At 65.9% G+C, this 24470-nt stretch carries 25 protein-coding genes; 10 read left to right on the top strand and 15 right to left on the bottom strand.

Annotated elements, in window-relative coordinates; translation table 11 throughout:
- Positions 1-219: 219 nt before the first annotated feature.
- Positions 220-2133 (bottom strand): flavin-containing monooxygenase, encoded by a 1914-nt coding sequence (locus MYCSM_RS16205; RefSeq protein ID WP_015307245.1) that lies wholly within the window; start codon positions 2131-2133, stop codon positions 220-222.
- 86 nt (positions 2134-2219) lie between these two features.
- On the opposite strand from MYCSM_RS16205, the gene MYCSM_RS16200 reads away from it, so the two are divergent.
- A complete protein-coding gene (locus MYCSM_RS16200) occupies positions 2220-3503 on the top strand; it encodes a cytochrome P450 (protein ID WP_015307244.1) in 1284 nt (427 codons plus the stop codon).
- Here MYCSM_RS16200 and MYCSM_RS16195 read toward each other — a convergent pair.
- A complete protein-coding gene (locus MYCSM_RS16195; RefSeq protein WP_015307243.1) occupies positions 3466-4785 on the bottom strand; it encodes an FAD-dependent oxidoreductase in 1320 nt (439 codons plus the stop codon). The genes MYCSM_RS16200 and MYCSM_RS16195 overlap by 38 nt on opposite strands.
- A gap of 59 nt (positions 4786-4844) precedes the next feature.
- Here MYCSM_RS16195 and MYCSM_RS16190 point away from each other — a divergent pair, with 59 nt between their 5' ends.
- On the top strand, positions 4845-5498 hold the full coding sequence (locus MYCSM_RS16190; protein WP_015307242.1) for a TetR/AcrR family transcriptional regulator: 654 nt from the start codon (positions 4845-4847) through the stop codon (positions 5496-5498).
- On the opposite strand, the gene MYCSM_RS16185 is transcribed toward MYCSM_RS16190, so the two are convergent.
- On the bottom strand, positions 5486-6181 hold the full coding sequence (locus MYCSM_RS16185) for an HAD family hydrolase (RefSeq protein ID WP_041312186.1): 696 nt from the start codon (positions 6179-6181) through the stop codon (positions 5486-5488). The two genes, MYCSM_RS16190 and MYCSM_RS16185, sit on opposite strands and share 13 nt — an antisense overlap.
- Entirely contained in the window at positions 6178-6621 is a 444-nt protein-coding gene (locus MYCSM_RS16180; protein ID WP_015307240.1) for a hypothetical protein, read from the bottom strand. The genes MYCSM_RS16185 and MYCSM_RS16180 overlap by 4 nt, the downstream gene beginning before the upstream one ends.
- 154 nt (positions 6622-6775) lie before the next feature.
- On the opposite strand from MYCSM_RS16180, the gene MYCSM_RS39075 reads away from it, so the two are divergent.
- The gene (locus tag MYCSM_RS39075; protein ID WP_015307239.1) at positions 6776-7138 is read left to right on the top strand and encodes a ClpX C4-type zinc finger protein; all 363 of its coding nucleotides are present in this window, start codon (positions 6776-6778) and stop codon (positions 7136-7138) included.
- Here MYCSM_RS39075 and MYCSM_RS38230 read toward each other — a convergent pair.
- Positions 7131-7352, bottom strand: a complete 222-nt coding sequence (locus MYCSM_RS38230; RefSeq protein ID WP_232425602.1) for a cupredoxin domain-containing protein — start codon at positions 7350-7352, stop codon at positions 7131-7133. The two genes, MYCSM_RS39075 and MYCSM_RS38230, sit on opposite strands and share 8 nt — an antisense overlap.
- A gap of 4 nt (positions 7353-7356) precedes the next feature.
- Between MYCSM_RS38230 and MYCSM_RS38225 the strand changes: the two genes are divergently transcribed.
- The gene (locus MYCSM_RS38225; protein WP_232425601.1) at positions 7357-7593 is read left to right on the top strand and encodes a hypothetical protein; all 237 of its coding nucleotides are present in this window, start codon (positions 7357-7359) and stop codon (positions 7591-7593) included.
- Positions 7594-7625: 32 nt separating this feature from the next.
- Here the strand turns inward: MYCSM_RS38225 and MYCSM_RS16165 are convergent, their stop codons facing one another.
- Genes MYCSM_RS16165 through MYCSM_RS16150 form a run of 4 tightly spaced genes read right to left on the bottom strand, consistent with a single transcriptional unit; the run spans position 7626 to position 12626 of the window.
- Positions 7626-8855, bottom strand: coding sequence for an acyl-CoA dehydrogenase family protein (locus tag MYCSM_RS16165; RefSeq protein WP_015307237.1), 1230 nt, complete (start codon positions 8853-8855; stop codon positions 7626-7628).
- 23 nt (positions 8856-8878) lie between these two features.
- Positions 8879-9895 (bottom strand): LLM class flavin-dependent oxidoreductase, encoded by a 1017-nt coding sequence (locus MYCSM_RS16160; RefSeq protein ID WP_015307236.1) that lies wholly within the window; start codon positions 9893-9895, stop codon positions 8879-8881.
- Positions 9892-11199, bottom strand: coding sequence for a glutamine synthetase family protein (locus tag MYCSM_RS16155; RefSeq protein WP_015307235.1), 1308 nt, complete (start codon positions 11197-11199; stop codon positions 9892-9894). Before MYCSM_RS16155 ends, MYCSM_RS16160 begins: the two co-directional genes overlap by 4 nt.
- On the bottom strand, positions 11196-12626 hold the full coding sequence (locus MYCSM_RS16150) for an APC family permease (RefSeq protein ID WP_015307234.1): 1431 nt from the start codon (positions 12624-12626) through the stop codon (positions 11196-11198). The genes MYCSM_RS16155 and MYCSM_RS16150 overlap by 4 nt, the downstream gene beginning before the upstream one ends.
- A gap of 150 nt (positions 12627-12776) precedes the next feature.
- Between MYCSM_RS16150 and MYCSM_RS16145 the strand changes: the two genes are divergently transcribed.
- Positions 12777-13559, top strand: a complete 783-nt coding sequence (locus MYCSM_RS16145; protein WP_041312183.1) for a MetQ/NlpA family ABC transporter substrate-binding protein — start codon at positions 12777-12779, stop codon at positions 13557-13559.
- A 114-nt stretch (positions 13560-13673) separates the two neighbouring features.
- Entirely contained in the window at positions 13674-14147 is a 474-nt protein-coding gene (locus MYCSM_RS16140) for a winged helix-turn-helix domain-containing protein (RefSeq protein ID WP_232425600.1), read from the top strand.
- Positions 14148-14151: 4 nt separating this feature from the next.
- Here MYCSM_RS16140 and MYCSM_RS16135 read toward each other — a convergent pair whose 3' ends face one another.
- From MYCSM_RS16135 to MYCSM_RS16120, 4 genes are all read right to left on the bottom strand, one after another.
- Positions 14152-14550 (bottom strand): hypothetical protein, encoded by a 399-nt coding sequence (locus MYCSM_RS16135; RefSeq protein WP_041314150.1) that lies wholly within the window; start codon positions 14548-14550, stop codon positions 14152-14154.
- 14 nt (positions 14551-14564) lie between these two features.
- Positions 14565-15236: a YoaK family protein gene (locus tag MYCSM_RS16130; RefSeq protein ID WP_015307230.1), complete on the bottom strand. Its 672-nt coding sequence runs from the start codon at positions 15234-15236 to the stop codon at positions 14565-14567.
- A 15-nt stretch (positions 15237-15251) separates the two neighbouring features.
- Positions 15252-16358 (bottom strand): glycosyltransferase, encoded by a 1107-nt coding sequence (locus MYCSM_RS16125; protein ID WP_015307229.1) that lies wholly within the window; start codon positions 16356-16358, stop codon positions 15252-15254.
- A gap of 209 nt (positions 16359-16567) precedes the next feature.
- Entirely contained in the window at positions 16568-17479 is a 912-nt protein-coding gene (locus MYCSM_RS16120) for a dienelactone hydrolase family protein (protein ID WP_015307228.1), read from the bottom strand.
- 18 nt (positions 17480-17497) lie between these two features.
- On the opposite strand from MYCSM_RS16120, the gene MYCSM_RS16115 reads away from it, so the two are divergent.
- The 4 genes from MYCSM_RS16115 (at position 17498) to MYCSM_RS16100 (ending at position 22506) form a co-directional block, all read left to right on the top strand.
- Positions 17498-18421, top strand: a complete 924-nt coding sequence (locus MYCSM_RS16115; RefSeq protein ID WP_015307227.1) for an SDR family oxidoreductase — start codon at positions 17498-17500, stop codon at positions 18419-18421.
- Between the two features lie 88 nt (positions 18422-18509).
- Entirely contained in the window at positions 18510-20300 is a 1791-nt protein-coding gene (locus tag MYCSM_RS16110; protein ID WP_015307226.1) for an N-acyl-D-amino-acid deacylase family protein, read from the top strand.
- Complete coding sequence (locus MYCSM_RS16105) at positions 20290-20733, top strand: nuclear transport factor 2 family protein (protein WP_015307225.1); 444 nt, start codon at positions 20290-20292, stop codon at positions 20731-20733. Before MYCSM_RS16110 ends, MYCSM_RS16105 begins: the two co-directional genes overlap by 11 nt.
- Positions 20734-20742: 9 nt before the next feature.
- A complete protein-coding gene (locus tag MYCSM_RS16100) occupies positions 20743-22506 on the top strand; it encodes an N-acyl-D-amino-acid deacylase family protein (RefSeq protein WP_015307224.1) in 1764 nt (587 codons plus the stop codon).
- A gap of 74 nt (positions 22507-22580) precedes the next feature.
- Here MYCSM_RS16100 and MYCSM_RS16095 read toward each other — a convergent pair whose 3' ends face one another.
- Complete coding sequence (locus MYCSM_RS16095; protein WP_015307223.1) at positions 22581-23942, bottom strand: glutamine synthetase family protein; 1362 nt, start codon at positions 23940-23942, stop codon at positions 22581-22583.
- 21 nt (positions 23943-23963) lie between these two features.
- Positions 23964-24446, bottom strand: coding sequence for a carboxymuconolactone decarboxylase family protein (locus MYCSM_RS16090; RefSeq protein WP_015307222.1), 483 nt, complete (start codon positions 24444-24446; stop codon positions 23964-23966).
- Between the last annotated feature and the right edge of the window lie 24 nt (positions 24447-24470).

The raw sequence follows: 24470 nt of genomic DNA, 5'->3' as shown, positions 1-24470 counted from the left end.
GCCGCCTGCCCACTGGCCGTCCGGATCCTGGAGCGCGAGGAGGCGTGCGCCGAAGCCCTCGGTTGCGACCCGTGCCCGCGTTGCTTGCCAGACCCAGGCCGGTTCGCCCACGACGTCACGTTCGACTTGCCAGCGCAAAGCCGGATCAGAGTCCAGGAGCCACGCAATCAGGGACCCGGTCACCATGCGACTCTAGCGATACCGAATGGCTGGACAGGGTTACCGAACGACGAAGTCGGCGGGATCGGGTTCGCGGGTCCAGGTCCAGTAGTCGACAAGTCGCCACGGGCTCAATCCGTAGACCTCGCCGAACTGGTTCTTGTAGAACGAGTGTTTGATCGACGGTTGTGACCACACCATCTTGCGCATCTCGGCCTGGGTACGGTCGAGCCAGTCGGCTGTCTTGTCCTCCCGCGGCTCCAACGAGCGATGGCCCCCCTCGATCAAGAGCTCCAAACACTGTGTGATGTAGCGCATCTGGCACTCGGAGTGAAAGATCAGGCTGCCACCGCTTGCCAGGTTGGTGCCAGGCCCGTACATACAGAAGAAATTCGGATAGCCGGGCACCGTGATACCGAGATACGCCGACGGCCGCTCACCCCAGCGCTCGGACAGGATCTCGCCGCCGCGGCCTCGAATTGTCATGGGCCACAACATCTTCGTGGCCTGAAACCCGGTGGCGTACACGAGGACATCGGCCGCATATCGGGTGCCGTCCGCGGTGACCACAGCATCGGGCTCGATGCGTTCGATCCCGGTCCTGACCAACTCGACGTTGTCGCGGGTGAGCGTGCGCAACCAGCTGCCGTTGTCCTGAAGCGTGCGCTTGCCCGTCGCCGGGTAGTCGGGCACCACCTTCGCCAGCAGCTCTGCGTCGTCTCCGACCTGACTAGTGATCCACTCGGTGAACATGATTCGGGTGATCTCGTTGATTTCGCTGACCGCTGTCTGCTGATCCGGATAGTCCGGGTCGACGTACGCGGCGGCCAGCCCCTTGTCGCACCCCGGCCAGAACACCAGGAATCGGTACCACCGGCCATAGAACGGCAGGTGTCGCAGGGCCCACTGCACTCCGGGTCCGACCGCCGCGTGATAGTTCGGGTTGGGGAACATCCATTGCGCGGTCCGCTGGAACACCGTCAGGTGGTCCACGATGTCCGCAATGGCCGGTGCGATCTGGAACCCGCTGGCGCCTGCGCCGATCATCGCGACCCGCTTGCCGCGCAGCTCGACGGAATGGTCCCATTCCGAGGAGTGAAACGCCGGTCCCGTGAAATCCTGCTGCCCGTCGATCTCGGGAAGGTGCGGCCGGTTGAGCTGGCCGACGGCGCTGATCACCGCGCGCGCCGACAGCGTCGCCGTCGCGCCGTCGCAGCCACGCGTGTGCACGGTCCACGTGGCGGAGTCGTCGTCCCAGGACGCCTCGGTCACCTCCGTTTCCCAGAGCACGTGCCTGCCGATGTCATGTTTGTCCATCACGGATTGAAAGTACGCCTGCAGTTCGGGTTGCTCGGCGAAGTAGTGCGTCCATTGATCTGTCGGCTCGAAGCTGTAGCAGTAGAAGTGGTTTCCGACATCGACGCGGGCGCCCGGATAGGTGTTCTGCCACCAGGTTCCGCCGACGCCGGCGTTCTTCTCGACGATCGTGAACGGGATGCCCGCCTCTTTCAGCCGAATGCCCGCCAGCAGACCGGATTCCCCGCAGCCGACGACGACGACCGGCAGGTCGGCAGGTGTGCCTCGCACAGCTCGTGCGTCCCTGCCGTCGAGCTCCATCTCCTCCAGCAGCATCGGCACGTATTCGGGTGGCACCGGCTCACACACCAGCCACTGCATCATCTCCCGCAGGAGTTCCGGACCGATCGGTTCGGGTTCGGGGCAGCCCCGGTCTCGGTAGGACGCGATGACCTCTAGTGCAATCTTGCGCACCGCGGCCTTGTCCTCCTCGGACATGTAGCCCTGCACCTCGTTGAGGAACAGACCCGCGGGTTTCAGCTCACCGCGGATCAGGCTCGGGTCTGCGGACATGTGGACCAGCGACAACATCAACGTCGGGATGCTGACGTCCAGCAGCGCCTGCGCGATCTCCTCATCGGTTGACGTAAAGGGTTGGCCTGCATGTGGGTTACGCACGGTTCGGTGCTATCACGCCGGAAGGCCGATTGGAACATGTTTCAGAAATCCGTGACGAGGGCCGCGCCGGTACCTAGGCTCGGGTCGTGGGTATCGCGGCTCGGGTGAACGGGACGGCTCCCCCGGATGTGCCACTTTCCGACGTCAACCTGGGCTCATGGGACTTCTGGGCACTCGATGACGACATCCGGGACGGCGCCTTTGCCACGTTGCGTCGTGTGGCGCCGATTTCCTTTCACCCGGCGTTCGTCGTTGACCCGGCGGTCCATGTCGCGGGTCATTGGGCGGTCACCCGCTACGACGACGTCTTCTACGCCAGCCGCCACCCAGAAATCTTCAGCTCGGCACGAGGCATTGTGATCGGCGATCAGAACCCTGATCTCGCCGAGTACTTCGGCTCCATGATCGCCATGGACGATCCGCGACACACCCGACTGCGGAACATCGTTCGCAGCGCATTCACACCGAGGGTGCTTGCACTGATCGAGGACTCCGTCAGGGATCGTGCGCGCCGACTGGTCGAGGCGATGGTTCGCGATCATCCGGAGGGCAAGGCCGAGGTGGTCGCGGAGCTCGCAGGTCCGCTGCCCTTGCAGATCATCTGCGACATGATGGGCATCGCGGAGGAGGACCATGACCGGGTCTTCCACTGGACGAACGTGATCCTCGGGTTCGGTGATCCCGACATCGCCACGGACCCAGACGAGTTCGTCAAAGTCGCGAAGGATATCGGTGCGTTCGCGTCGGCGCTCGCCGACGATCGTCGGGACCGGCCGGGCGATGACCTGACGACAAGCCTGGTGCAGGCCGAGGTCGACGGCGAACGATTGACGTCCGCCGAGGTCGCCTCTTTCTTCATCCTGCTTGTCGTCGCCGGCAACGAGACCACCCGCAACGCGATCAGCCACGGCGTGCTGGCGCTGAGCCGCTACCCCGAACAACGCGACGACTGGTGGTCGGCCTACGACGACATCGCACCGACGGCCGTCGAGGAGATCGTGCGGTGGGCGTCGCCGGTGGCCTACATGCGCCGCACCACCACCTGTGACACCGAGTTGGGCGGCGTGAAACTGGATGCCGGCGCAAAGATCACGCTGTGGTACGGCTCGGCTAACCGTGACGAATCGAAATTCGCCGATCCCTGGACATTCGATGTGCGCCGCCACCCCAACCCGCATGTCGGGTTCGGCGGCGGCGGCGCGCATTTCTGCCTGGGCGCGAACCTGGCCCGCCGCGAGATCACGCTGGCGTTCGAGGAACTTCACCGACAGATTCCCGACATCACTGCGACCGAAGAACCAGACCGGCTGCAGTCGGCGTTCATTCACGGCATCAAGCGGCTGCCGGTGTCCTGGACACCACCTCGCTGAGGTCGTCGCGAGTCGGGCCGTCCGGGACCGGCGGCCGCCACCCGGCGGCGTAGATCTCCTTGGCGCGGGCGTGAGCAGGTGCGAGGCTGGCGGGCATGGCGTCCATGGTGCTGTAGGGACCGACAACATCTTTGAGCGCGGGGTCTGCGTCGGCGGCCGCGACGATCAGGTCGGACGGTAGCCGACGGCCCAGGTCGACGTCACCGCCGGCCCATCGACGCATCCGGTCGGCGTCGGTGTACCGGTGGTCGTCGAACCAGGGCCGAATGTGCGTCCGGCACCAGTGGTCGAATTGTGTTGTCGCCGTGTCGATATCGGTGTCTCCCGCATCGAGAATGCGAACGAGTTCTTGTGCCTGCATCAGCGCCAGTGTCACGCCGCGGCCGGCCAGCGGGGTCGTCGTGCACACGGCATCCCCGACGGAGATCAAGCCGGGCAATGCCGGCCGGCCCGCGGCGTCGAGCTGTCCACGGTAGGTGTTGTAGAGCCGTCCGCCGGGCAGGGCGCGCGAAACAGGTTGCGCACGTGCCGGATCGATCCATTGCGTCAACAGCGGAATGGCGCGTACGGCGTCGTCGAACGCGTCGTCACGGCGCAGTAGGCGCAACCTCTTGTCAGTGCCGTCGTGGGTGAACGTGATCGAGAAGGCGCCGTCGTCGTGGACAAACGCGATGGCGATATAGTCCGAGAAGCCAAGCGATAAGCCGATCGGCGAGTTCATCGGACCGATGTCGGTGCGGTCAAGCAACCGATACTGGCGGGTGACGTACACCGCGCCGCAGTCCCCGCCTTCAGGATGCGGGCGGAATCCGTCGGTGAACCGACTCGATCGACCCGACGCGTCGATCACCAGATCCGCTGGCAGAAACCGGCCGTCGACCGTGATGCCGACCGCCCGGCGACCATCGTGCTCGATCCGGTCGACATGCCCACGCAGCAGCCTGACCCCCGGTTCTGCCGCCGCGCGATTCCACAGCGCGTGCTCGAGCGTCGTCCGCCGGCACAGCAGCGCCACCGGACGGTTGCCCGCGGTCGCGATGGTGGCACCCTTGGCGACGAGATCGTCGAGAGCGTCCGGCATCTCGGCCCGAAGCGCCTCGACGACCGGGGCGCGGAACGTGTGGGCATGGTGGAACTGCATGACGCCCCTGCGGTCCCAGACAGTGTTCGACGACGGCGGACCGGGTTCGCGGTCGACCACGACGACGCTACGGCCGCGGCGCGCCAGCACGATCGCGGTGAACAGGCCGGTCGGACCCGCCCCGACGACGATGGTTCGCACAACCACTCCCCTAATTGAGGTAGTCTTGAGTGTAATGAATACACTCAGGGTTACCTAGAATGGTCGAAGGTGTCAAGCGCGATTACCGGTCAGAAGTGCGCGCGGCCCAGGCATTGGCGACGCGGCGCTCCATCGTGGCCGCCGCGACACGGCTGTTCGTTTCCGACGGTTACGGCGCCACCACCATCGACGCGGTGGCCGAGGCGGCGAACGTCAGCCGCAAGACCGTGTTCACCGCGGTCGGAGGCAAGCTCGACCTGCTCAAGCTCGCGCTGGATTGGGCAGTCGCCGGCGACGACCAGTCGGTAGCGCTAACCGACCGGGCCAACATCCGCCTGTGGCTCGACCATGCCGAGCCACGCGAGGTGATCAACGGGCTTGCGGGCAATCTCGCCGAGATCGGTGCGCGCGTCGGGCCGATCTACAGCGTGCTGGAGGTCGCGGCCGGCGTCGACCCTGCCGCGCGTGAACTCGTCGAGCAGTCGCAACGAGTCCGTCTGGCCGACGCGCGCAAGGTGGTGACACGGCTTCGCGATCTCGACGCGCTCACCACCCAGATCACCCACCGGGAGGCGGTCGATCTGATCTGGCTCGCCATGGATCCTGGCCTGTTCGACCGTCTGGTTCGCTTGAGAAGGTGGTCGCCTCGGCGGTTCAAGGCCTGGTTGGGCGACGCGTTGTGCCGCCAACTGCTGGCTGATCAGGCGGTATGAACCGCCTTGGCCAGCCGCCCGATCCCGGAAGTGTCGAGCTGATCGCACAGCTCCGCCGTATTCTCGAAAACCTCTTGAGCGCCGGCGGTTTCGAGTTCACCGCGCGATACCCCGCCGCTGAGTACCGCGATCGTCGGTACACCTGCCCGTTCGCACGCCTCGACGTCCCAGACCGTGTCGCCGATAAAGACAGCATGATCGGCGTCGACCCCGGCGCGGTCGAGCGCGACCTCGATGATGTCGGGTTTCGGCTTGGCGGTGTCCACATCCTTCGATGACGTGGTCGCCGCTATCAGATCGTCGCTCGCCAGCACCTTGCGCAGGATCTCGAGTTCGTCATCGGGCGCCGACGTGGCAAGAACAACCTGCAGGCCGAGTGCGTCGACCCGGCGCAGCAGTACTTGTGCGCCGGGCAGCGGACGCAACAACGACGCGGACTGCTTGTAATACCGCGAATGCAAATCCTTGGCGCGTGACCGGGTGTCGTCGTCGGCGTCACCGGCGAGTGAAGACAAGAGCGTGGTGCCGTCCATTCCGATCGACCGGTGAATCCGCCACGCCTCGACACCGACCCCGACCTCCTCGAAGGCCCGGTACCAGGAGTGCACGTGCAGGTAATTGGAGTCGACCAGGGTGCCGTCGATGTCGAACAGCACCGCCGGCCTTGGCTCGGCAGCCGTCACAACCGGTGCTGCTCGGTCGGCGTGTCCGCCTGCCGCTGTCGGGTATCGGCGCCCCCGCCGCGGACGTCGCCCTTGGGGCCTTCGTCATCGCTGCGCTTGGGGTCCAGCGCATCAGCGCGCTCCCGATGCGCGTCGAGCTCTTCACGCGAAGCGTTCACGGACTCGCGATGGGTGCGCGCGGTATCCTGCAGCCTTGCCGCCTCGGCGGCCTTGAGCTCGGCCTCGGCCTGCGCGGCGCGAGCCCTCGCCTCCGTCTCGGCCGCAATGGCCTCCCGCTTCTGGACATGCTCGGCCTTCTGTCCGATCTCCTGGCGCAGCTCCTCGGCCTGGGCGTGCCGACGCTTGTTGCGGGCACTGCGGGCAACGAACGCGACGAGCGCGATCACAACGATGGCCGCCACCACGGCGATGACGATCCAGATAACGCTGTTGCTATCCACGTCGACTCCTTCGGTCGGTCGGGCCGCTGGTGATTGACGAACCCGCTAATTCGGCGGGTGCCCGCCCTTGGCGCCGGTTAAACCGCGATGGGTTGCCTGTCAGGTGTAACCTGACGGACACGTCAGGAAACGCCTGACATGTCAGGAGGCGCAGATGCCGGCACAGACGTCAGAACTGCGCTGCTCGTTTTGCGGCAAGCAGCACACGGAGGTCGGCAAGCTGGTCGCTGGGCCCGGGGTCTACATCTGCGACGGGTGCGTCTCCCTGTGCGTGGGCGTCATGGCCGAAGCGACGCACGCGGAACCGCCGTCGCTGCCAGAGTGGGCTACCTTATCGGATGACGAACTGCTGCAACGCATTCCATTCATCGCGTCGTCGGCGGCCAACATCGAGGAGGGGCTGCGGGACCGCGTTGAGGAACTGCGGGACCGGGGCGTGTCCTGGGCACGCATCGGCGCCGCATTGGGTATGACCCGCCAGTCGGCGTGGGAGCGGTTCTCCCCCAGGGCTACTTGACGATCAACGTCCCGTGCATCGACGGGTGATACTTGCAATGGAAAGCGTATTCACCCGGTTCGGTGGGCGCCGTGAACGAGCCCTGTTCCTTGCCCTCGATGTCCACGTCGAACTTGCCTGCCGCATCCGAGGTCACGGAATGCTCGACGGAGTCGTCGTTCTTGACGCTTATCTGCGCTCCCCCCGTCACCGTGAGTGGCGAGCCGAAACTCATGTTCGTGATGGTGATCGCCGCCGCGGTGGCTGCCGAGGGTGCGCTCGACGCCGTTGCCTCACCCGAGGGGCTCGAGGTGGCGGTCGCCGTCGGTGTCTTACTTTCGGTCGTGCTGTTGCTCGACCCGCCGCACGCCGTGGCCAATGCTGCAACGACACACATGGCGGCGCAGAACAAACCGAATCGTTTCATCGTGACCCCTCTCGATTGGACCCTCGGGAAAGACACGAATACCCACTAGGTTTAGTTCACATTCGCACGAAGGCAAGAACCTCAGAAGTAGCCGTTGGCCGGCGGCCATACCCCGTTGACGGCGTAGTTGCCCGCCGCATAAGCCTTGTAGACCAACGGATTATGGCTTGCCAGGGTTCGCGCGTTGCGCCAATGCCGGTCCAGGTTCAGTTTGCGCGCGGTAGCCGACGCTCCGCCGGTGTCGAACAGCCGTTCCGCCGCCGCCAGGGTGAGTCGTTCTGCCACCAGCTGGGCCTTGGCGATCGTGATCGACAGCTCGGCCAGCGCGTCGGGGTCGGTCTGTCGGCCGGCGTCGACCACCGCGTCGATGGCTTCGGCGGCGGTGAGCACCAGGGCTTCAGCTGCGGCCGCGTTGGCGGCAATATCGCCGACCGCCGCGAGGATGAACGGATCGCCCGACGCGGAGTCGGCAAGTGAATGCGAAGCGGGCCTGGCCTTATCTCGCACATACGCCACCGCATCGTCGTACACGCCGTGCGCGATGCCCGCCGCCACCGCGGCCAGATAGAGCTGAAGAAATGCGGTCGAGTGGCCCAAGTGCTTACCGTCGGACACCGTGGTCACCTCGAACGGCTCGACGACCACATCGGTGAAACGCGTGCCCCCACTGGCGGTCAGCCGCTGCCCGAAACCGTCCCAGTCGTCGTAGAGCTCGACGCCCAGCCGGTCGGCGGGCACGATCGCCTGGAGGTCTCTGCCGTCGGCGTCCACCGCAGAGACGGCGATCGCGTCGGCGAACAACGTTCCGGTGGAGTAGAACTTGTAGCCGTTGAGCCGCAGCACCCCGTCGGCATCGGCCAGCAGCGTGGTGTCGGAACTGCCCGGCGCCTTGCCGTTGGCATCGGTGACCGCGTTGCCGAACACCAGCCCAGAGTTCACCTCAGGGAACCAGCGCTCACGTTCGGCCTCGGAAGCGCGATTGCTCAGCAACCGTTCGGAGAATCCGTAGTGCGCCCGAAGTGATTGCGCCACATTGGAACTGCCGCGGGCGATCTGGATCACGGCTGCGAACACGTCGCGCACGGCCCCGCCGGGACCGCCGTACCGGTTGGGGACCCGAAGGGTGAGCAGCCCGGCGTGGCGCAGTCGTCGGATGGCGCCGTACTGCAGCACGCGCTCACGCTCGGCATCGGCGTCAGCGCGGCGCAATTCGTCGACGATCTCGGGCAGTCGCGCGAGCCGCTCCGCGATCGAGCCACCAAGCGGGTCTTCGGAAAACGCGGGGCGGGCCCCGATCGTTTCAAGCGTCACTGCTGTCTCCTCATTAGCGAACGTTAGCGAAAATGCGGAATTATCTTGTCCGCGAACCGATCCAGCTCGGCCTCCAACGGCTGGAACTGCAGCATGAACAGCTCGATGCCGGCGGCGTGGAACGCCTCGATGCGTTCAATCACTTGGTGGTAGCTGCCGACCAAGCCCGCGAGGGTGCCGCCGTTGGACCCGACGCGGCGTGCGCCGGCCAGCACCTTGTACATCGCGGTGTTCGGGTCGGTGCCCGACGCAATCTCGGGCCGCCGCTCGGCGTCGACCAGCGATTGCAGATAGTCCAGTTCCCCGATCGCTTCGGCCTCGGTGTCACGCGCGATCACAAAGGCGGACAACCCGAACCGCAACGGCGTGCGGTCGCGAGGCCGCGCCCGCAGATCGTCGATGAGGTGGATCGTCTCGGGCAGCGGCCGGCCGTTGATGAAGAACACGTCGGCGTGTTGCGCGGCCAGCGCGCGGGCAGGTTCGGACTCCCCGCCGAAGTACACCGGCGGTGCCGGGTCGGGTGTCGGGCGCACCAGTGCGGGGTGACCGCCGCGGCCGGTGATGTCGACCTGTTTACCGGTCCAGAGGTCCAGCACGGTTTCGAGCCATTCGCGGGTGTAGGCGTAGCGATCGTCGTGGTCGGCGGCGTCAAGGCCGAGCGCCTCGAGTTCGGGCAGAAACCAGCCGCTGACGACATTGATTGCCAGCCGGCCACGGGAGATGTCGGCGACGTTGCCCGCCAGCTTGGCGAACACCAACGGGTTGACCAACAGCGGTTTGATCGCACCGATCAGCTCGATGCGGCTCGTGGCCTCGGCCAGCGCAGCCAGCGTTGACCACGTCTCGAGCACGCCGTCCTCGACATTGCTGGGATGAATGACGTGCTGCGCCAACAGCGTTGAGTCGAATCCCGCCTGCTCCGCGCGGACCAACAGATCGCGGGTGCGTCGGTACCCGGCGTCAGGAGCGTCGGCTGGATGGTTGCGCGCTCCGTGGTTTCCGTACACCGGCGCCCAGACACCGAACCGTGGGGACGTCATGAACTGGTCAGGTAGCGACGGCGTTCCCAGTCGCTGACGTGGTTCGAATACTGCTGCCACTCACTGCGGGCGATGGCGGCGAAATCGCGTACGGATTCCGCACCGAGGATGTCGAGGATGGTGTCGTCCTGGGTGGCCAGTGCCAGTGCGATACCGAGGGACTCGGGCAGCGGTGTGCCGGTGAAGTACAGGTTGCCGCTTTCGGATTGCGGCGGCTGACGCTGCGCTTCCAGCCCGGCGACCACGGCCGCCAGCGCAGAGGCCACCAACCAGTACGGGTTGGCATCCGATGCGCCGCTGCGCAGTTCGATGCGGGTGGCGGACGGATCGGTCTCGATCAGCGATCGCACTGCGGCGCTGCGATTGTCGCGGCTCCATGTCGCGGTCGCCGGCGCGAACGAGTCGGGCACAAAGCGCCGATACGCGTTGACCGAATGCGCGCCGAACACGGTGATCGATGGCAGGTGCTCGAGGAGCCCCGCGATCGCGTGCAACACCACCTCGTTCTCGTTGCCATCGTCGGAAGCGAAAGCCGCTGCGCCGTCACGCCACAACGAGATGTGCAGATGCTGGGAACTGCCGGAGTGCTCGGAGAACGGCTTGGCCATGAAGCTGGCGACCTTGCCGTGCCTGCGGGCCACCTCCTTGGCCGCGTACTTGAGCCGCGCCGCGTCGTCGGCGGCTTCGAGCGCATCGGAGTAGACGAGGTTGGTCTCCACCTGTCCTGGGCCGTACTCGGTCTGGATGCCCTCCAATCGGGTGAAGGCGCCGAGGGTTTCGTTGAGATCGGTCAGCAACGGATCGAGCGCGTTGGCGTTCTCCAGCGAGTACGCGTGAATGTCGTCCTGAAATGCTGTGCCGTCGGGGTTCAGCAGGTAGAACTCCAGCTCGACGCCGACCTTGGCGGTGTAGCCCAGCGCCGCCAGCCTGGCCAGCACCCGTTTCAGCACGGCCCGCGGGTCGAGTAGCGACGGATTACGGTCGTGCGCAACGATATCCGCGATGACATGCCCGACGCCCTGCCGCCACGGCACAGGCCGGAACGTGGCGAAGTCGGGCACCGCGAACACGTCGGGGTAGCCGCCGTCCCAGTTGGTCAGCCCCAATCCATCGATGACGGTGCCGTCGGTGTTCCAGCCTAACGATGCCTCACAGAACGCGAACCCGTGGCCCTTCGCGCGGTCGAGGAACTGCCCTGCGGGTATCCGCTTGCCCTGCGCGTGGCCGAACGGATCGCTCCACGCCACCTCGATCTCGGTCAGTGAGCCGTCGGCGAGTCCCTGCAACAGGTCGCGCTCGGTCATGATGCGACCCGGTCAACTCGTGTGCCGATCACGGCGCCAAGCGCGAACGAACTGACGAGCGTGCCGATGATCACCCACGCGAGAATGCTTGAGCCGCCGACCAAATCCTTCAGGTTGGCCAAAATGAGGATCAAGGACCCCGCCAACCCGACGAGCCCGAGGGCGGGTGCGATGCGCACCCGCCACTGCGAGTGGCCGCGGCGGCCGCGGGAGAAGAAGACCAGCACGGCGACGCTGGTGGCGATCAACAGCACAACAAAGCCGACCGTTGTGGCGCCGGCAAACCAGGTGTAGAACTGGGCAGCCGGGTCGAGCTTGAACACCACCGCCAGGGCGACGCTGATCGCTACCACCCCGGAAATCCACAACGAAGCCTGGTGTGGTGAACCATGTTTGGTGTGCGGATAGCTCAGCGACTCCGGCAGGACGTCACGCTGCGAGAGGGCGAAGACGTACCGCGATGCGACGTTGTGGAACGACAGAATGCAGGCGTAAAGGCTGGTGAAGTACAGCACCGTGATGATGTCGTTGCCGACGACGCCGATGTAGCGCTGCGCGGTGTCCGACAGGAAGGTGCCGCCTGAATGGGTGGCCCGGCTGACCGCTTCGGCATCGCCCCACCCTGAAACCAGCGCCCAACTCGTCACCGCATAGAACGCCCCGATGAGGATCAGCGCCGCGTAGGTGGCGCGGGGAATCGTGCGTTCAGGGGCGCGGGCCTCGTCGCGGAAGATCGCAGTGGCCTCGAAGCCGACGAAACTGATCAGCGCGAAGAGCAGACCGATACCGACAGAGCCCGAGAAGATCACGCTGGAATTGACGATGCCTGTCGACAGGCCATGGTCGCCGCCCTGCCCTACGATGACCGCGTCGAGTACCAACACGATGGCGATCTCGGCGGTCAGCAGCACCGCAAGCACGCGGCTCGAAAGCTCGATGTTGCGGTACCCGAGGAACGTGGTTACTGCGAATGCGACAACGGCGAACAGCCACCACGGCAGCGCAGGGCCGCCGAACAGCTCGACGACAGCGCCGCCGGCCGGGCCCAGTAGACCGTAGACACCGGCTTCGATCGCGACGTAGCTCACCAGCGCGACAAATGCGATGCCGATACCTGCCGGGAACCCCAATGCTTTACGCACATAGGAGAAGAACGCGCCGGCTTCCTCGACATGGGGCGTCAAGGCGGTGAAACCGACGGCGAAGAACAGCAGGATCACGGTCGAGGCGATGAACGTCGCCGGGAACCCGGCGCCGTTGCCCGCGGCGAGACCGAGCGGCACCACCCCGCCGATCACGCCGAGCGGTGCTGCTGCGGCGACGACCATGAACACGATCGCCGCAACGCCGAGGTTGCCCTTCAGCTGGCGCACCGGCGCTGGGGACTGCTTCCCCAAAGCCTCTGGGCTAGTGGTTATTTCGGACATGGTTGACCGTCCTGTCGGTGGTAGTTGAGCCGACGATAGGGACAACACCATGGCGGCACTACATCTGGAGTCATCGTGAGTCATATGTCGTCACAATTGGACACATTCGCCGGGCTTGCGGCGCCGGCATGCGTCGGTAGTGTTCGGGCGATGAGCAGCTCGGTGCGCGCCGTCGCCAGCAAGGGCAAGCGGCCGCTGCGGGTGGGCGCGACGCCGGTGCCTCACGCCGAGATCCTCGACTTCGTTCGCGAGCCACTGGCCGCATGCGATATCGATCTGCAGATCGAGATCTTCGAGAGTTTCGATGAGCCGAACGATCTGCTGGTCGCAGGCCGGCTGCACGCCAACTTCTTTCAATACCTGCCGTTCCTGGACGATTTCAACCGTCGCACCGGCAACGGGCTGGTGCCGGTGGCGCCGGTCCATATCGAACCGTTCGGAATGTACTCCACGACTATTCGCGACCTCGACGAAATTCCCGACTGCGCCGAGGTCGCGCTGCCGTCGGATCCGGTGAACGTGGACCGGTCGCTGGTCATGCTGGACGAGCTGGGGCTCATCGAATGCCAGCCCGCGCGCCGCGGCGTGGCGAACGTCGGTGATGTGCGGTCGAATCCGCGTCGCCTGGTGTTCAAGGAGCTGACCAGCCGGCTGCTCGGCGACCTGCGCGAGGATTTCGATGCGGGCGGGCGAAGCGGGGCGGGCGCACATGTGGTGTTCCTGTTCGGCAACCAGGCGATGGAATGGGGCGTCGACACCGGCAGCGCGTTGTACTGCGATCGCGGCAATCCGGCGTACGCGGAATACCTGGTGGCACGGCCCGACAACCGCGAGAGCTTCGGTGTCCGTGCGTTGGCCGAGGCGCTGAACCTGGAGTCCACCCGCGAATTCATCACGAATACCTATGCCGGGCAGGTGCTGGCGGCGTTCTGAGTTGCGCTCAGCGCGACGCAAACCCTGTCGCTGCCAGTGCCGGATCGCGAGAGTAACCGGGTGTACCAAGGGGCATCACGACCCGCAACGCCGCCCGTTGACACCGTCAGGGTGGTGCTGGTCCTCGATGTCCCCGTCCGCTCAGCGGAACTACCCAGTCGCACAGCGCAATTGGCCGACGAGTTCGGCCGCCTGATTGCGCGGTCGGTGCCGGGCGTACGCGCGCACAAGGCAATGGTGGCCGCGAGCCCGGTGCGGCTCCCCACCGTCCCGGCGGCTGGCCTGACCATCGACCGGTTCAACCGCGAGGTGCGCCGCGACGGTGAGCTGCTGCGGTTGGCGTATCGCGAATTCGAGCTGCTGTGCTACCTGGCGGGGATGCCGAGACGGCCGGTGTCACGTGCCGAGCTGATGCGCGAGGTGTGGCATGACAGGGCGCCCGGTGGCGACGTGTCGCTTCGCACGGTCGACACCCATGTGCGACGGCTGCGCGCCAAGCTGGGCCGCTACGCGCGGGTGCTGACGACCGTCCGTGGGCGCGGTTACCGGTTCGACCCGAGCCCCGGCGTGCGATACCTCGCCGCGTGATGGTCTACAGGGTCGCGGTGAGCGGGCCCATCGACTTGCAGATTGGTTGCGGCGGGTTGCCCGTATTGGCGCAGCCGCGCCCGGTCGCGACGTACGTCGCCCCTGGCCGGTACGGCTGGTAGAACACCTGCGCGGTCAGAATTCCGTTCTGCTGCGCGCATTGACCTGGCCCGTCGCTTCCCTGCAGCTGCACGCACGCGACGGTCAGATACCCGACTGAGTCGTTACAAGCCGCGAGCGACAGAGTGGAGGTCACCGCGGTGCCGCCGCCTAGCGGAACTACTTGCGGCGGTGACAGCGTGTATTGGCACGGCGGCGGGCTCGGCTCGGCGCTGGCGACCGGCGCGATGCCTGCGAGCGCCAGCGTAACCGCGGCAGACAGGACTATCGGCAACCGGAACATGCCTGGATGGTAGTTCACCGCAGGTGCCGTTCATCGATGATGAACAGACACAGTGTGACCGCAAGGAATCCCGCGGGCAGCCAGATCGCGTGCACGCCCCACGCCCGGCTGGCGAACGCCCCGATCAACGCCCCTGCGGCGAACGCGACGATCAGCGTGCCGTACACCCCGAATGCTCGGCGCGACTCGGCGTGTTTCTCGACGAAGCCGTCGTATCCGGCCTCCACGAACCGCATCAGATTGCCGGTGGTGGCCACGGGCAGATAGACGAGTTCACCGACGTTGCGGAACAGGCCGATCTGCACGGCGGCCAGAAACGAGATCGGCACGGTGACGTAGCTGTGGGGGACCGACGCCGGAACGAAGCCGATCACCGCGAGGACGACGGTTTGGACCGCCATCGTCCACACCAGCGGGCGTGCGACGAAGCGATCTGCGCGACCCGACTTGATGTGCGACGCCAACCCGACGCCCGCGATGAACGCCAACAGCGGCCAGACATGGGCAAGCGCCAACGCCCACTCCCGCTTCGAGGTGTCGATGGCGCCGAAGATCACGTTGGCGGTCTGCACGTTGGCGAACACCCCGCCACGCGCTAGGTAGGTGTGTGCGTCGAGGAAACCGTTGGCCAGTGTCAACAGCAGCGCGAACCACAGGCTTCTCGCGCGCTCGGTGTCCGCCGCCATCCGGCCAAAGTAGCGCTAGCCTGCGCCCAATGCGCTGAGCATGCCCGCCGCCGACCGGGGCCAGGTGAACTGTTCGGCCCGCCGGCGTGCGCTGTCGCGGCGCAGCCCTTCGGGCCTGCTGATGATCGAGGTGACGGCGCTGGCGATGGCGTCGGGATCGTTGTCCGCGGTGGCACCGCTGTCGATGGTCAGGATTTCGGCGAGCGCCGATGTGCGGGACACCACGGCCGGTGTACCGGAAGCAAGCGCTTCCAGCGCCGCCAGCCCGAATGTTTCGTGCGGTCCAGGGGCGAGCGCGACGTCAGCGGTGGCCAGGATGGTCGCGACGGTGTTGCGGCAGCCGATGAAGCCGGTGAAGTCGACGGGCAGGCCGGCGGCCTGACGTTCGAGCCTGGCGCGCATCGGACCCTCACCGACCACGACGAGCCTGGCGTCGACTCCCGAATCACGCAGTGCAGCAACGGTATCGATGCTGCGGTGGGCATGCTTTTCCACCGAGAGCCGACCGCAGTGCACCAGCAGTGTCTGGTCGGGTTCCGCCCAGCGCTGCCGGAGATCCGCCGAATGTCTGCGGGGATGGAACTGGTCGAGGTCGACGCCGAGTGGCACGGTCATGATGTTGGTCGCGTGGATACGGTCGAACTCTTCGCGGGCGAACGCTGTCGTGCAGACGATCGCGTCGTAACTGGCGGCGGTGCGGCGGTTGGCGACGTTGGCGATCGACCGCGCGATGCGCGCCGGAAGTATTTGTCCGACAAGGCGATCCAGGCGTTCGTGGGAGATCATCACGGTGCCCACATCGTGTCGTCGGCCCCAGTCGCCGAGCGAACGCAGGGTCAGCCGGTCCGACACCTCCAACGCGTCCGGGGCCAGCCGTCTGAGCAGCGACGTGACCGGGCCGGGCAGTACCGCACGATAGCCGCCGGTGAACGGGATCAGCTTGGCGGGCAAGGAAATACGAACGACGCCCGTCGGCAGCTCGCGCCATTCGGAGTACCGTCCCGGAACGACAAGGAAGACTTCGTGGCCGGCGGCGCAGTACTCGGCGCCGAGCCGGTCGACCGCCGTGCGCAGGCCCCCCGAGCGCGGGCCGTAGAAATTGGCAACCTGCACTACCCGCATGTGATGAATCAGAACCGGCACGCGTGTTCGGTCAACAACGCGACATCAACCGGCAGGAAAACAGACTGTGAATTGCCGCGAGCAGAATGCGGAGAATTGCCGCGAGCAGAACGCGCACCCTCGCGTACCGGTGACGGTGCGCGAGTTGTACAGATTTTGCGGCGTGTCTGCGTACAGACGCGCACGCTCGCGGAGAAGGGAGAGAGAGGTCAACCCACGTATTGGGTCAGCCACTCCTGCACCTTGCGCCAGGCGTCGTCGGCTGCGGGGGCGCTGTAGCGATCACCCGTGTCGTTGAAGAACGCGTGGTTGGCGTTGGGTTCGGTGACGAGCTGGTGCACCATCCCGGCCTGCTCGAGTGCAGCCCTGACGACAGGTTCGGTGGCGTTCACCCGTTGGTCCTGCTCACCATAGAACGCAAGCACGGCAACGTCTTTCGAGCCGCGGAAGTCAGGTTTGTCAGGCGCGGGCCCGTAGAACGGGAACGCGGCGGCCAGTTGCGATGCACCAGACGCGAGTAGCTGCCAGACCAAGCCGCCGCCCATGCAGAACCCGACGACCGCCAGCTTCTTGCCGGGAACGCGACGCGCCAGTTCGCCGATGCCCGACTGCAGGTTGGCGATGAACTCCTGCGGCGGGATGGCGCCCAGCGCCGCAGTGGCCGCTGCCGGGTCCTTGAACTTCGCCGTTCCGCCCTGCCCGGAGAGCAGATCGATTGCCAGGCTCGAGTAGCCGATGCCTGCGAACCGGCCTGCCACCGACCGGACCCAGTCGGTGAGGCCCTTGTTCTCGTGGATGACCAGGATGCCGCCCTTGGCGTTCGGTGCCTCCGCCCATGCGGCCTGAAGTTGACCCTGTGGGCCGGCCCAGGTGATGGGCGTGGTCTGCAGTGCCTTCGCCGACCCCGGCGGCACCGACGGTGACGTTGCGGCGCCGCTCGACGTTACCGGCGCGTTCGACGTCGTCTTCTTGTTCTCGCCACACGCGGCTATCAATGCCGTGGCCGCAGCGGTGCTCACCCCCAGGAGCGCGAGCCGGCGCAATGCTTCGCGTCTGGATAACAAGCCGTCGACGTGATCGGTCGCAATTTCTTCGGCGATATAGCGCTGTAGCGGGGTCACATTGGCGAGTATGCACTTATGAACTGGACGCCGGATGCGGATGCGCTGGGCGGCCGCGTAGCGGTCGTCGCTGGCGCGACGCGCGGGGCAGGCCGCGGTATCGCAGCGGCACTCGGTGAAGCCGGCGCGACCGTGATCTGTACCGGGCGCAGCAGCGTGACCGGCAACGCGCAGTCCGACTACGACCGCCCGGAAACCATTGAACAGACAGCGGAACTGGTCACCTCGCTCGGCGGCGTCGGCATTCCGATCCAGGTCGACCACCTCGAGATCGCGCAGGTGCAGGCTCTGGCCGATCGAATTCGCCGCGAGCACGGCGCCATCGACATCCTTGTCAACGACATCTGGGGTGCCGAGGTGCTCAAGGGTCACCCGCCCACATGGAATCGGCCGATCTGGGAACACGACCTGGACGACGGCCTTCGAATACTGAAACTCGGCGTCGGTACCCACTTGATCACCGCGCACTGCCTACTCCCGCTACTCATCGCGCGTCCCGGCGGCCTGCACGTCGAAGTCACCGACGGAACAAAGGAATACAACGACAACACGTATCGGATCTCGGTCTTCTACGACCTGTCGAAGGTGGCTGTGAACAGGCTCGGCTACAGCCTCGGCCACGACCTCGCACGATTCGGCGCCACCGCCGTCGCTGTGACACCGGGCTGGTTGCGCTCGGAGATGATGCTCGACAACTGGGGTGTCACAGAAGAGAACTGGCACACCGCGCTCGATCCGAACCGGTCCGACGGCCCGACCGCTCCCCCGGGATTCGCGATCTCGGAGTCGCCCCGTTTCGTCGGACGCGGCGTCGCCGCAATGGCCGCCGACGCGAACCGGGCGCGTTGGAATCAGTGCTCGATCACGTCTGCCGAGCTGGCCCGCGAGTACGGCTTCACCGACATCGACGGCCAGCAGCCGGACGGTTGGGCGGAGGTATAACCCCAGCTCAGCATCGAAAGTAGACATTTTCTGAAATCTGTTCACGGATATCGTTGACACCCGTCGGCACGCGCTGTTCTATGACTTGGTGAGCTACGACACGATCATCCGAAACGGCCGCTGGTTCGATGGCACGGGCGCCCCATCGGCGGTGCGCAACATCGGTGTCCGCGACGGCCATATCGTGGCGATCTCACCCGATGATCTCGACGACAAGGACTGCCAACGGATCATCGATGCGACGGGCAAGTGGGTGCTACCCGGCATGATCGACATCCACACCCACTACGACGTCGAGGTGCTCAACGGGCCGTCGCTTTCGGAGTCGCTGCGCCACGGCGTGACGACCGTGATGCTGGGATCGTGTTCGTTGTCGACGATCTACGTCAACGGTGAGGACGCGGGCGACATCTTCGGCAGGGTCGAGGCGATTCCCCGCGAACACGTCATCGCCGCCGTCGACGAGCACAAGACCTGGACGAACGCCGAGGAGTACATCCAGGCCCTGGAGACGCGGCCGCTCGGCCCGAACCTGGCCGCGTTCATCGGCCATTCCGACATGCGGGCCGCCACCATGGGCCTGGATCGGGCGACGCGGAAAAGCGAGCGCCCGACCAGAGCCGAGCAGGCCCGGATGGAGCGGATGCTCGCCGAGGCGCTGCGGGCCGGCTTCGTCGGAATGTCTTCGCAACAGCTGCTTTTCGACAAAATCGACGGCGAGGTATGTCGGTCGCGCACGCTGCCGTCGACGTACGCCAAGCCACGCGAGTTGCGACGGTTGAAGTCACTGCTGCGGCGCGCAGGCCGAATCCTGCAGTCGGGCCCCGACATTGCGAACCCGTTCAACCTTGGCTCGCAACTGGCCCAGTCGCTCGGCTTCTTTCGCAATCCGCTCAAGACCAGCTTGCTTTCGGCGGCCGACGTCAAGTCGAACCCGTACGCCATCTGGGGTATGGGACCTGCGGCGAGGCTGATCAACCGCCTCGGCGGCAATTTCCGCTGGCAGCATCTGCCGGTACCGTTCGAGGTGTACGCCGACGGCATCGACTTGGTGGTCTTCGAGGAGTTCGGCGCAGGCGCGGCTGCGCTGCATCTGCGCGACGCGGTCGAGCGCAACGAACTACTGCGCGACGAGTCGTATCGCCGCGAGTTCCGCAAGCAATACGACAGCAAGTTCGGTGTGCGCGTATGGCACCGTGACTTCTTCGACGCCGAAATCGTCTGCTGCCCCGACACATCGGTGATCGGCAAGTCGTTCGGTGAGGTCGGCCAGCATCGCGGCGGCCTTCACCCCGTCGACGCCTTCCTCGACCTGGTCCTCGAGCACGGCACGGCATTGCGTTGGCGCACCACGATTTCCAACCACCGGCCCGAGGTACTGAAGAAACTCGCACGCGAGCCCGGTATTCAGATGGGCTTCTCCGACGCCGGCGCGCACCTCCGCAATATGGCGTTCTACAACATGGGCCTGCGGCTACTGCGTCACGTCGCCGACGCGCAGAAGGCGGGCAGGCCATTCATGACCATCGAGCAGGCCGTGCACCGGCTGACCGGTGAACTGGCCGACTGGTATCGCATCGATGCCGGCCATCTGCGCATCGGTGACCGCGCCGATGTCGTCGTCATCGACCCGGAGCGTTTGGATGCAACGCTGGACGAGTACGCGGAGGACACGGTCGAGCAGTATGGCGGGCTGTCCCGGATGGTGAACCGCAACGATGACACCGTCAGCGCTGTCTTGGTCGGCGGTCGTGCGGTCTTCTACGACGGCAACGCCACCGATCTCGTCGGCAAGCAGCGCACCGGACGCTTCCTGCGCGCCGCACACAAGGCTCCCGCAGTCGCTGCACAAGAGAAGGAGTTCGCAAGTGTCGGTTGAGGATACGGTTCGCGGCATGTGGAAGACGCTCTCGGCGCGGGACTGGGAATCGTTGAAGACGTATCTGTCCGACGACTGCATCTACCTCGACATGCCAGTGGGCCCGACGGCGGCGGCGCGTGGGCCAGAAGACATCGTCAAGCGACTCAAGATCGGCCTCGAGCCACTGGCGTCCTACGAGAACTTCGATGGCCTGATGCTCGACAACGGCACCGACGTCATGTACGAGCATCACGAGGAATGGCACTGGCCGACAGGCGAATCCGCGGTGCTGAAGTTCGTCAGCGTGCATCGCGTGCAGGGCGGCAAGATCACGCTGTGGAACGACTACTGGGACATGGGCGCGCTGACCAACTCTGCGCCGCCGACCTGGATGGAAGATTTCGCCAACGCCGACATGTCGTGGATATTCGACGCTACCGGTTTGGTCTGAGGAGCAGCGATGTTTGACCTGAAGATCACCGGCGGAACGGTCGTCGACGGAACGGGCGCTGAGCGGTTCAGCGCCGACGTCGCCATCAAGGGCGGCCGCATCGTCGAAGTGCGCCGGCGCAATGGTGACGACACTGTGCTTGAAGGTGACGCCGCCGAGACGCTCGATGCGACAGGTCGCGTTGTGGCACCGGGGTTCGTCGACATCCACACTCACTACGACGGCCAGGTCAGCTGGGATCCGCTCTTGGCGCCGTCGAGTCTGCACGGCGTCACCACCGTGGTCGGCGGCAACTGCGGCGTGGGCTTCGCACCCGTCACCCCCGGCCGCGAGCAGTGGTTGATCGAATTGATGGAAGGCGTCGAGGACATCCCCGGCAGTGCGCTGGCCGAAGGCATCACCTGGCAGTGGGAAAGCTTCCCCGAATACCTCGACGCCATCGAGAAGCGGCCCTTAGCCGTCGATTTCGGTACCCAGATCGCACACGGCGCAGTACGCGGCTATGCAATGGGCGACCGCGGCGCCCGCAACGAGGTGGCAACCGACGACGACATCGCGGCGATGGCCCGGATCGTGCAGGAGGCTATCGAGGCTGGGGCGCTTGGCTTTTCGACGTCGCGCACCGAGGGCCACCGTGCCATCGGCGGTGAAGCGGTGCCGGGTACCTACGCGGCCGAACAGGAGCTGTTCGGGCTCGGTCGGGCGATGGCCGCCGGTGGCCGCGCAGTGTTCGAGGTGGCGCCGCAGGGCGTGGCCGGTGAAAGTCCCGCCGAGGCGTCGATTCGCGAACTCGAGTGGATGACGAAGCTGGCGGGCGAGATCGAGCGGCCGGTGTCGTTCGCGATGATCCAGACGCCGGGCGCGCCGGATCTGTGGAAGGAGATGCTGGAGCGCGCGGGCAAGGCGGTCGAGAACGGCATCGAGGTCTACGCGCAGATCGCGGCCCGGCCGTTCGGGATGCTGTTCGGCTTCCCTGGCTACCACGCGTTCACGCACCGACCGACCTACCGCAAGCTCAAGGCGGAACTGGATCGCGAGCAATTGGCCCACCGGCTCGCGGACCCCGCTGTCCGCGCCGCGATTCTGGCCGAGTCGGATCTGCCGCCGGACCCGGCGGTGCTATTCGACGCGATGTACGGCCTGATTCAGCACAGCGCCGACAAGATCTATCCGTTGGGGTTCCCGCTCGACTACGAACCGACGCCTGATCAGACCGTCGCCGCCATCGCCGCGCGCCGCGGACAGGGTCCGTTGGCCACCATGTACGACCTGATGCTCGAGTCCGATGCTGGCGCGATGTTGATGCTGCCGTTCTACAACTACGCCGAGGGCAACCACGACGCCATCTACGAGATGTTGACACATCCCGCGGCGGTGTCGGGCCTCTCCGATGGCGGTGCGCACTGCGGGCTGATCTGTGATGCCTCCTACCCCACGTTCCTGCTGTCTCATTGGGCGCGCGACCGGCACCGTGGCCCGAAGCTCTCGCTCGAGTACGTCGTGCGTAAGCAAACGCTGGACACCGCAACCCTTTTCGGCCTGTCAGATCGCGGCGTGATCCAGGTTGGCAAGAAGGCGGATATCAACGTCATCGATATGGATGCGCTCAACCTCGAGCTGCCGAAGATGACCTACGACCTGCCCGCCGGCGGTCGCAGGTTGATCCAGAGCGCACGTGGCTACGACGCGACAGTGGTCAGTGGGGCCGTCACCCGCCGCCACGGCGTCGACACAGGAGCCAGGCCCGGGCGGTTGATCCGCGGCGTGCGGTAGTCAGGCCAGCCCGTAGACCCGGCGTCCGCCTCGCTCCACTCCCGGGAGCCGACGAAGCCGTCCAGCACGTGACGTCATACGCTCCAGGCCAGCCGGAACTTGTCGGCAAGGTCCGCCGGGCTGAGCTCGCCGTAGTTTTGTTGTTCGTAACGCCGCACCGCAAGCACCGCGTCCACCGAATCGTCGCCGAGAATGCCGCGGATCAAGGCGGATTGGTCGAGCGCATCCAGAGCCTCGGCTTGGCTCGAGGCCAACAACTTGATTCCGGCCCGCGTGCGCTGGTCGTCGGTGAGCTTGGCGGGGTCGACCGTTGTCTCGGGTGGCAACGGCAGTTCGCGCTCGATGCCGTCGAGGGCGAGGCCGAGGATCGTTGCGGTCGCGTAGTACGGATTGGCTGACGGGTCGATCACTTTTACTTCGACATTCGCGCCTTGTGGATTGCTGGGGCCGCCGATCAAGTAGCGCACCGCGGCTTCCCGGTTCTCGGTGCCCCAGCAGACGTATGCGCCCGACCAGAATCCAGGCTGCATCCGCAGCCCCGACACCACAGATCCGGACAGGATGCCTTGTGCCTCGGGCAGACCCGCGAGTAGGCCGGCCACCGCGGACTCGCCCTCTGTTGTCATCCCGCCGGCGCCATCGCCACCGGAGAACAACGGCGTCTCGCCGTGTTTCATCGAAAAGTGTTGATGGGCACCCGATCCGACGCTGCCCGCGAAGGGCACCGGTGACAGGCTGACGCGCAACCCGTACTGCCGCGCCACCCGCCCGATGATGATGCGCATCAGCACGAGTTGGTCGGCGGCCGCGACGGGCGACTGCGGTGACAGCGAGATCTCGAACTGATTCAGCCCGTACTCGGGATGGAACTGTTCGATCGGAACACCGGAAGCCGTGGCGGCATCGGTGACATCGCGTATGAAGCCCTCGAACTCCAGGACCCCCGCCAGGCCGTACTGCGCCCACATGTGAGCAGGGAGTCGGCTGCCGTCGGGTGCGACGAGAACGAACTCCAACTCATGCCCGACGAGCGTCTCGATGCCCGCATCCACAAGTCGCTGCTGCACCCGGCTCAGTGCTCCCCTACTGCAGTACGGGTCGGGTGAGCCGTCCTGATTGAAGAAAGCACCTGGAGCCCAAGCTAATCCGTCGCCGAGGATGCGCAGAGCGCCCAGGTCGATCCGGATGCGCTGATCCCCTACGACGCCTGTCTTCTCCCCGAAGACGGTGCCGACCTGATCGATCGCGAACACGTGCCACACAGGACTTGCACCGAGTCCCGGATCCGCGAATGTGCCCATCCTGCGCAGCGGAACCGTCTTGGCGTGCGTGAGCCCGGCCGGGTTGACGACCGTGCCGATCAGCGTGGCGACCCCGTCGGCCTCCAATTGGGCGATGGCCGCAGCGGCCAGCGGTTTGGCTGCCATGACAGCCATTCTGCAGCGGCTAGCCGCGAATCAGAGCGTGATCTTGCAGCTTTGGCCGATGTCGAGCGTGCGCAGCATTCGGCCCATGCCCAGCCACATCGCGCACGACAGCGCCAGGTCGGTCAGCAGTTCGTCGCTGAACTGCTCGCTGCAGCGGGCCCAGAAGTCCTCGTCGTCGCGCAGGCCCGTGTGGTCACTGGCGAAGCGCTCGGCGAACTCGGCGGCGACGCGCTCCTGAGCGCTGTAGCCAGGCCACGTCCGCCATTCGGCGGCGTGGTCGTAGAGGTCCTCGTCGACGCCTGCCGCGATCCCGTCGGAGTCGCGGGTGTTCTGGCAGACCACGCATTCGTTGTCGAGGGCGATGACCATCCGTGCCAACTCGCGGACCCGCATCGGCAGCCGGTTCTTGTTGTAGACCGCGTTGGTGAAGCCGGCCATGGCGATACCGATGTCGGGGGACTTCGCCACCCAGGCGGCCGCGTCGTCGTCAGCGAAGGGTCCAATTCGGCTCATGGCCGAATCGTACGCGTGCGGCGA

The organism is Mycobacterium sp. JS623, assembly GCF_000328565.1.
Lineage (GTDB): Bacteria > Actinomycetota > Actinomycetes > Mycobacteriales > Mycobacteriaceae > Mycobacterium.
Note: the sequence above shows the minus strand (reverse complement) of the source record. Positions and strands in the feature narration are given on the sequence as shown.

Bases quoted from the DNA above. Each gene is read 5' to 3' on its own strand.
- MYCSM_RS16190 (WP_015307242.1), top strand. From the start codon at position 4,845: ATGGTCGAAGGTGTCAAGCGCGATTACCGGTCAGAAGTGCGCGCGGCC.
- MYCSM_RS39075 (WP_015307239.1), top strand. From the start codon at position 6,776: ATGCCGGCACAGACGTCAGAACTGCGCTGCTCGTTTTGCGGCAAGCAG.
- MYCSM_RS38230 (WP_232425602.1), bottom strand. From the start codon at position 7,352: ATGAGTTTCGGCTCGCCACTCACGGTGACGGGGGGAGCGCAGATAAGC.
- MYCSM_RS16160 (WP_015307236.1), bottom strand. From the start codon at position 9,895: ATGACGTCCCCACGGTTCGGTGTCTGGGCGCCGGTGTACGGAAACCAC.
- MYCSM_RS16155 (WP_015307235.1), bottom strand. From the start codon at position 11,199: ATGACCGAGCGCGACCTGTTGCAGGGACTCGCCGACGGCTCACTGACC.
- MYCSM_RS16150 (WP_015307234.1), bottom strand. From the start codon at position 12,626: ATGTCCGAAATAACCACTAGCCCAGAGGCTTTGGGGAAGCAGTCCCCA.
- MYCSM_RS16145 (WP_041312183.1), top strand. From the start codon at position 12,777: ATGAGCAGCTCGGTGCGCGCCGTCGCCAGCAAGGGCAAGCGGCCGCTG.
- MYCSM_RS16135 (WP_041314150.1), bottom strand. From the start codon at position 14,550: ATGTTCCGGTTGCCGATAGTCCTGTCTGCCGCGGTTACGCTGGCGCTC.
- MYCSM_RS16130 (WP_015307230.1), bottom strand. From the start codon at position 15,236: ATGGCGGCGGACACCGAGCGCGCGAGAAGCCTGTGGTTCGCGCTGCTG.
- MYCSM_RS16125 (WP_015307229.1), bottom strand. From the start codon at position 16,358: ATGCGGGTAGTGCAGGTTGCCAATTTCTACGGCCCGCGCTCGGGGGGC.
- MYCSM_RS16115 (WP_015307227.1), top strand. From the start codon at position 17,498: ATGAACTGGACGCCGGATGCGGATGCGCTGGGCGGCCGCGTAGCGGTC.
- MYCSM_RS16100 (WP_015307224.1), top strand. From the start codon at position 20,743: ATGTTTGACCTGAAGATCACCGGCGGAACGGTCGTCGACGGAACGGGC.
- MYCSM_RS16095 (WP_015307223.1), bottom strand. From the start codon at position 23,942: ATGGCTGTCATGGCAGCCAAACCGCTGGCCGCTGCGGCCATCGCCCAA.
- MYCSM_RS16090 (WP_015307222.1), bottom strand. From the start codon at position 24,446: ATGAGCCGAATTGGACCCTTCGCTGACGACGACGCGGCCGCCTGGGTG.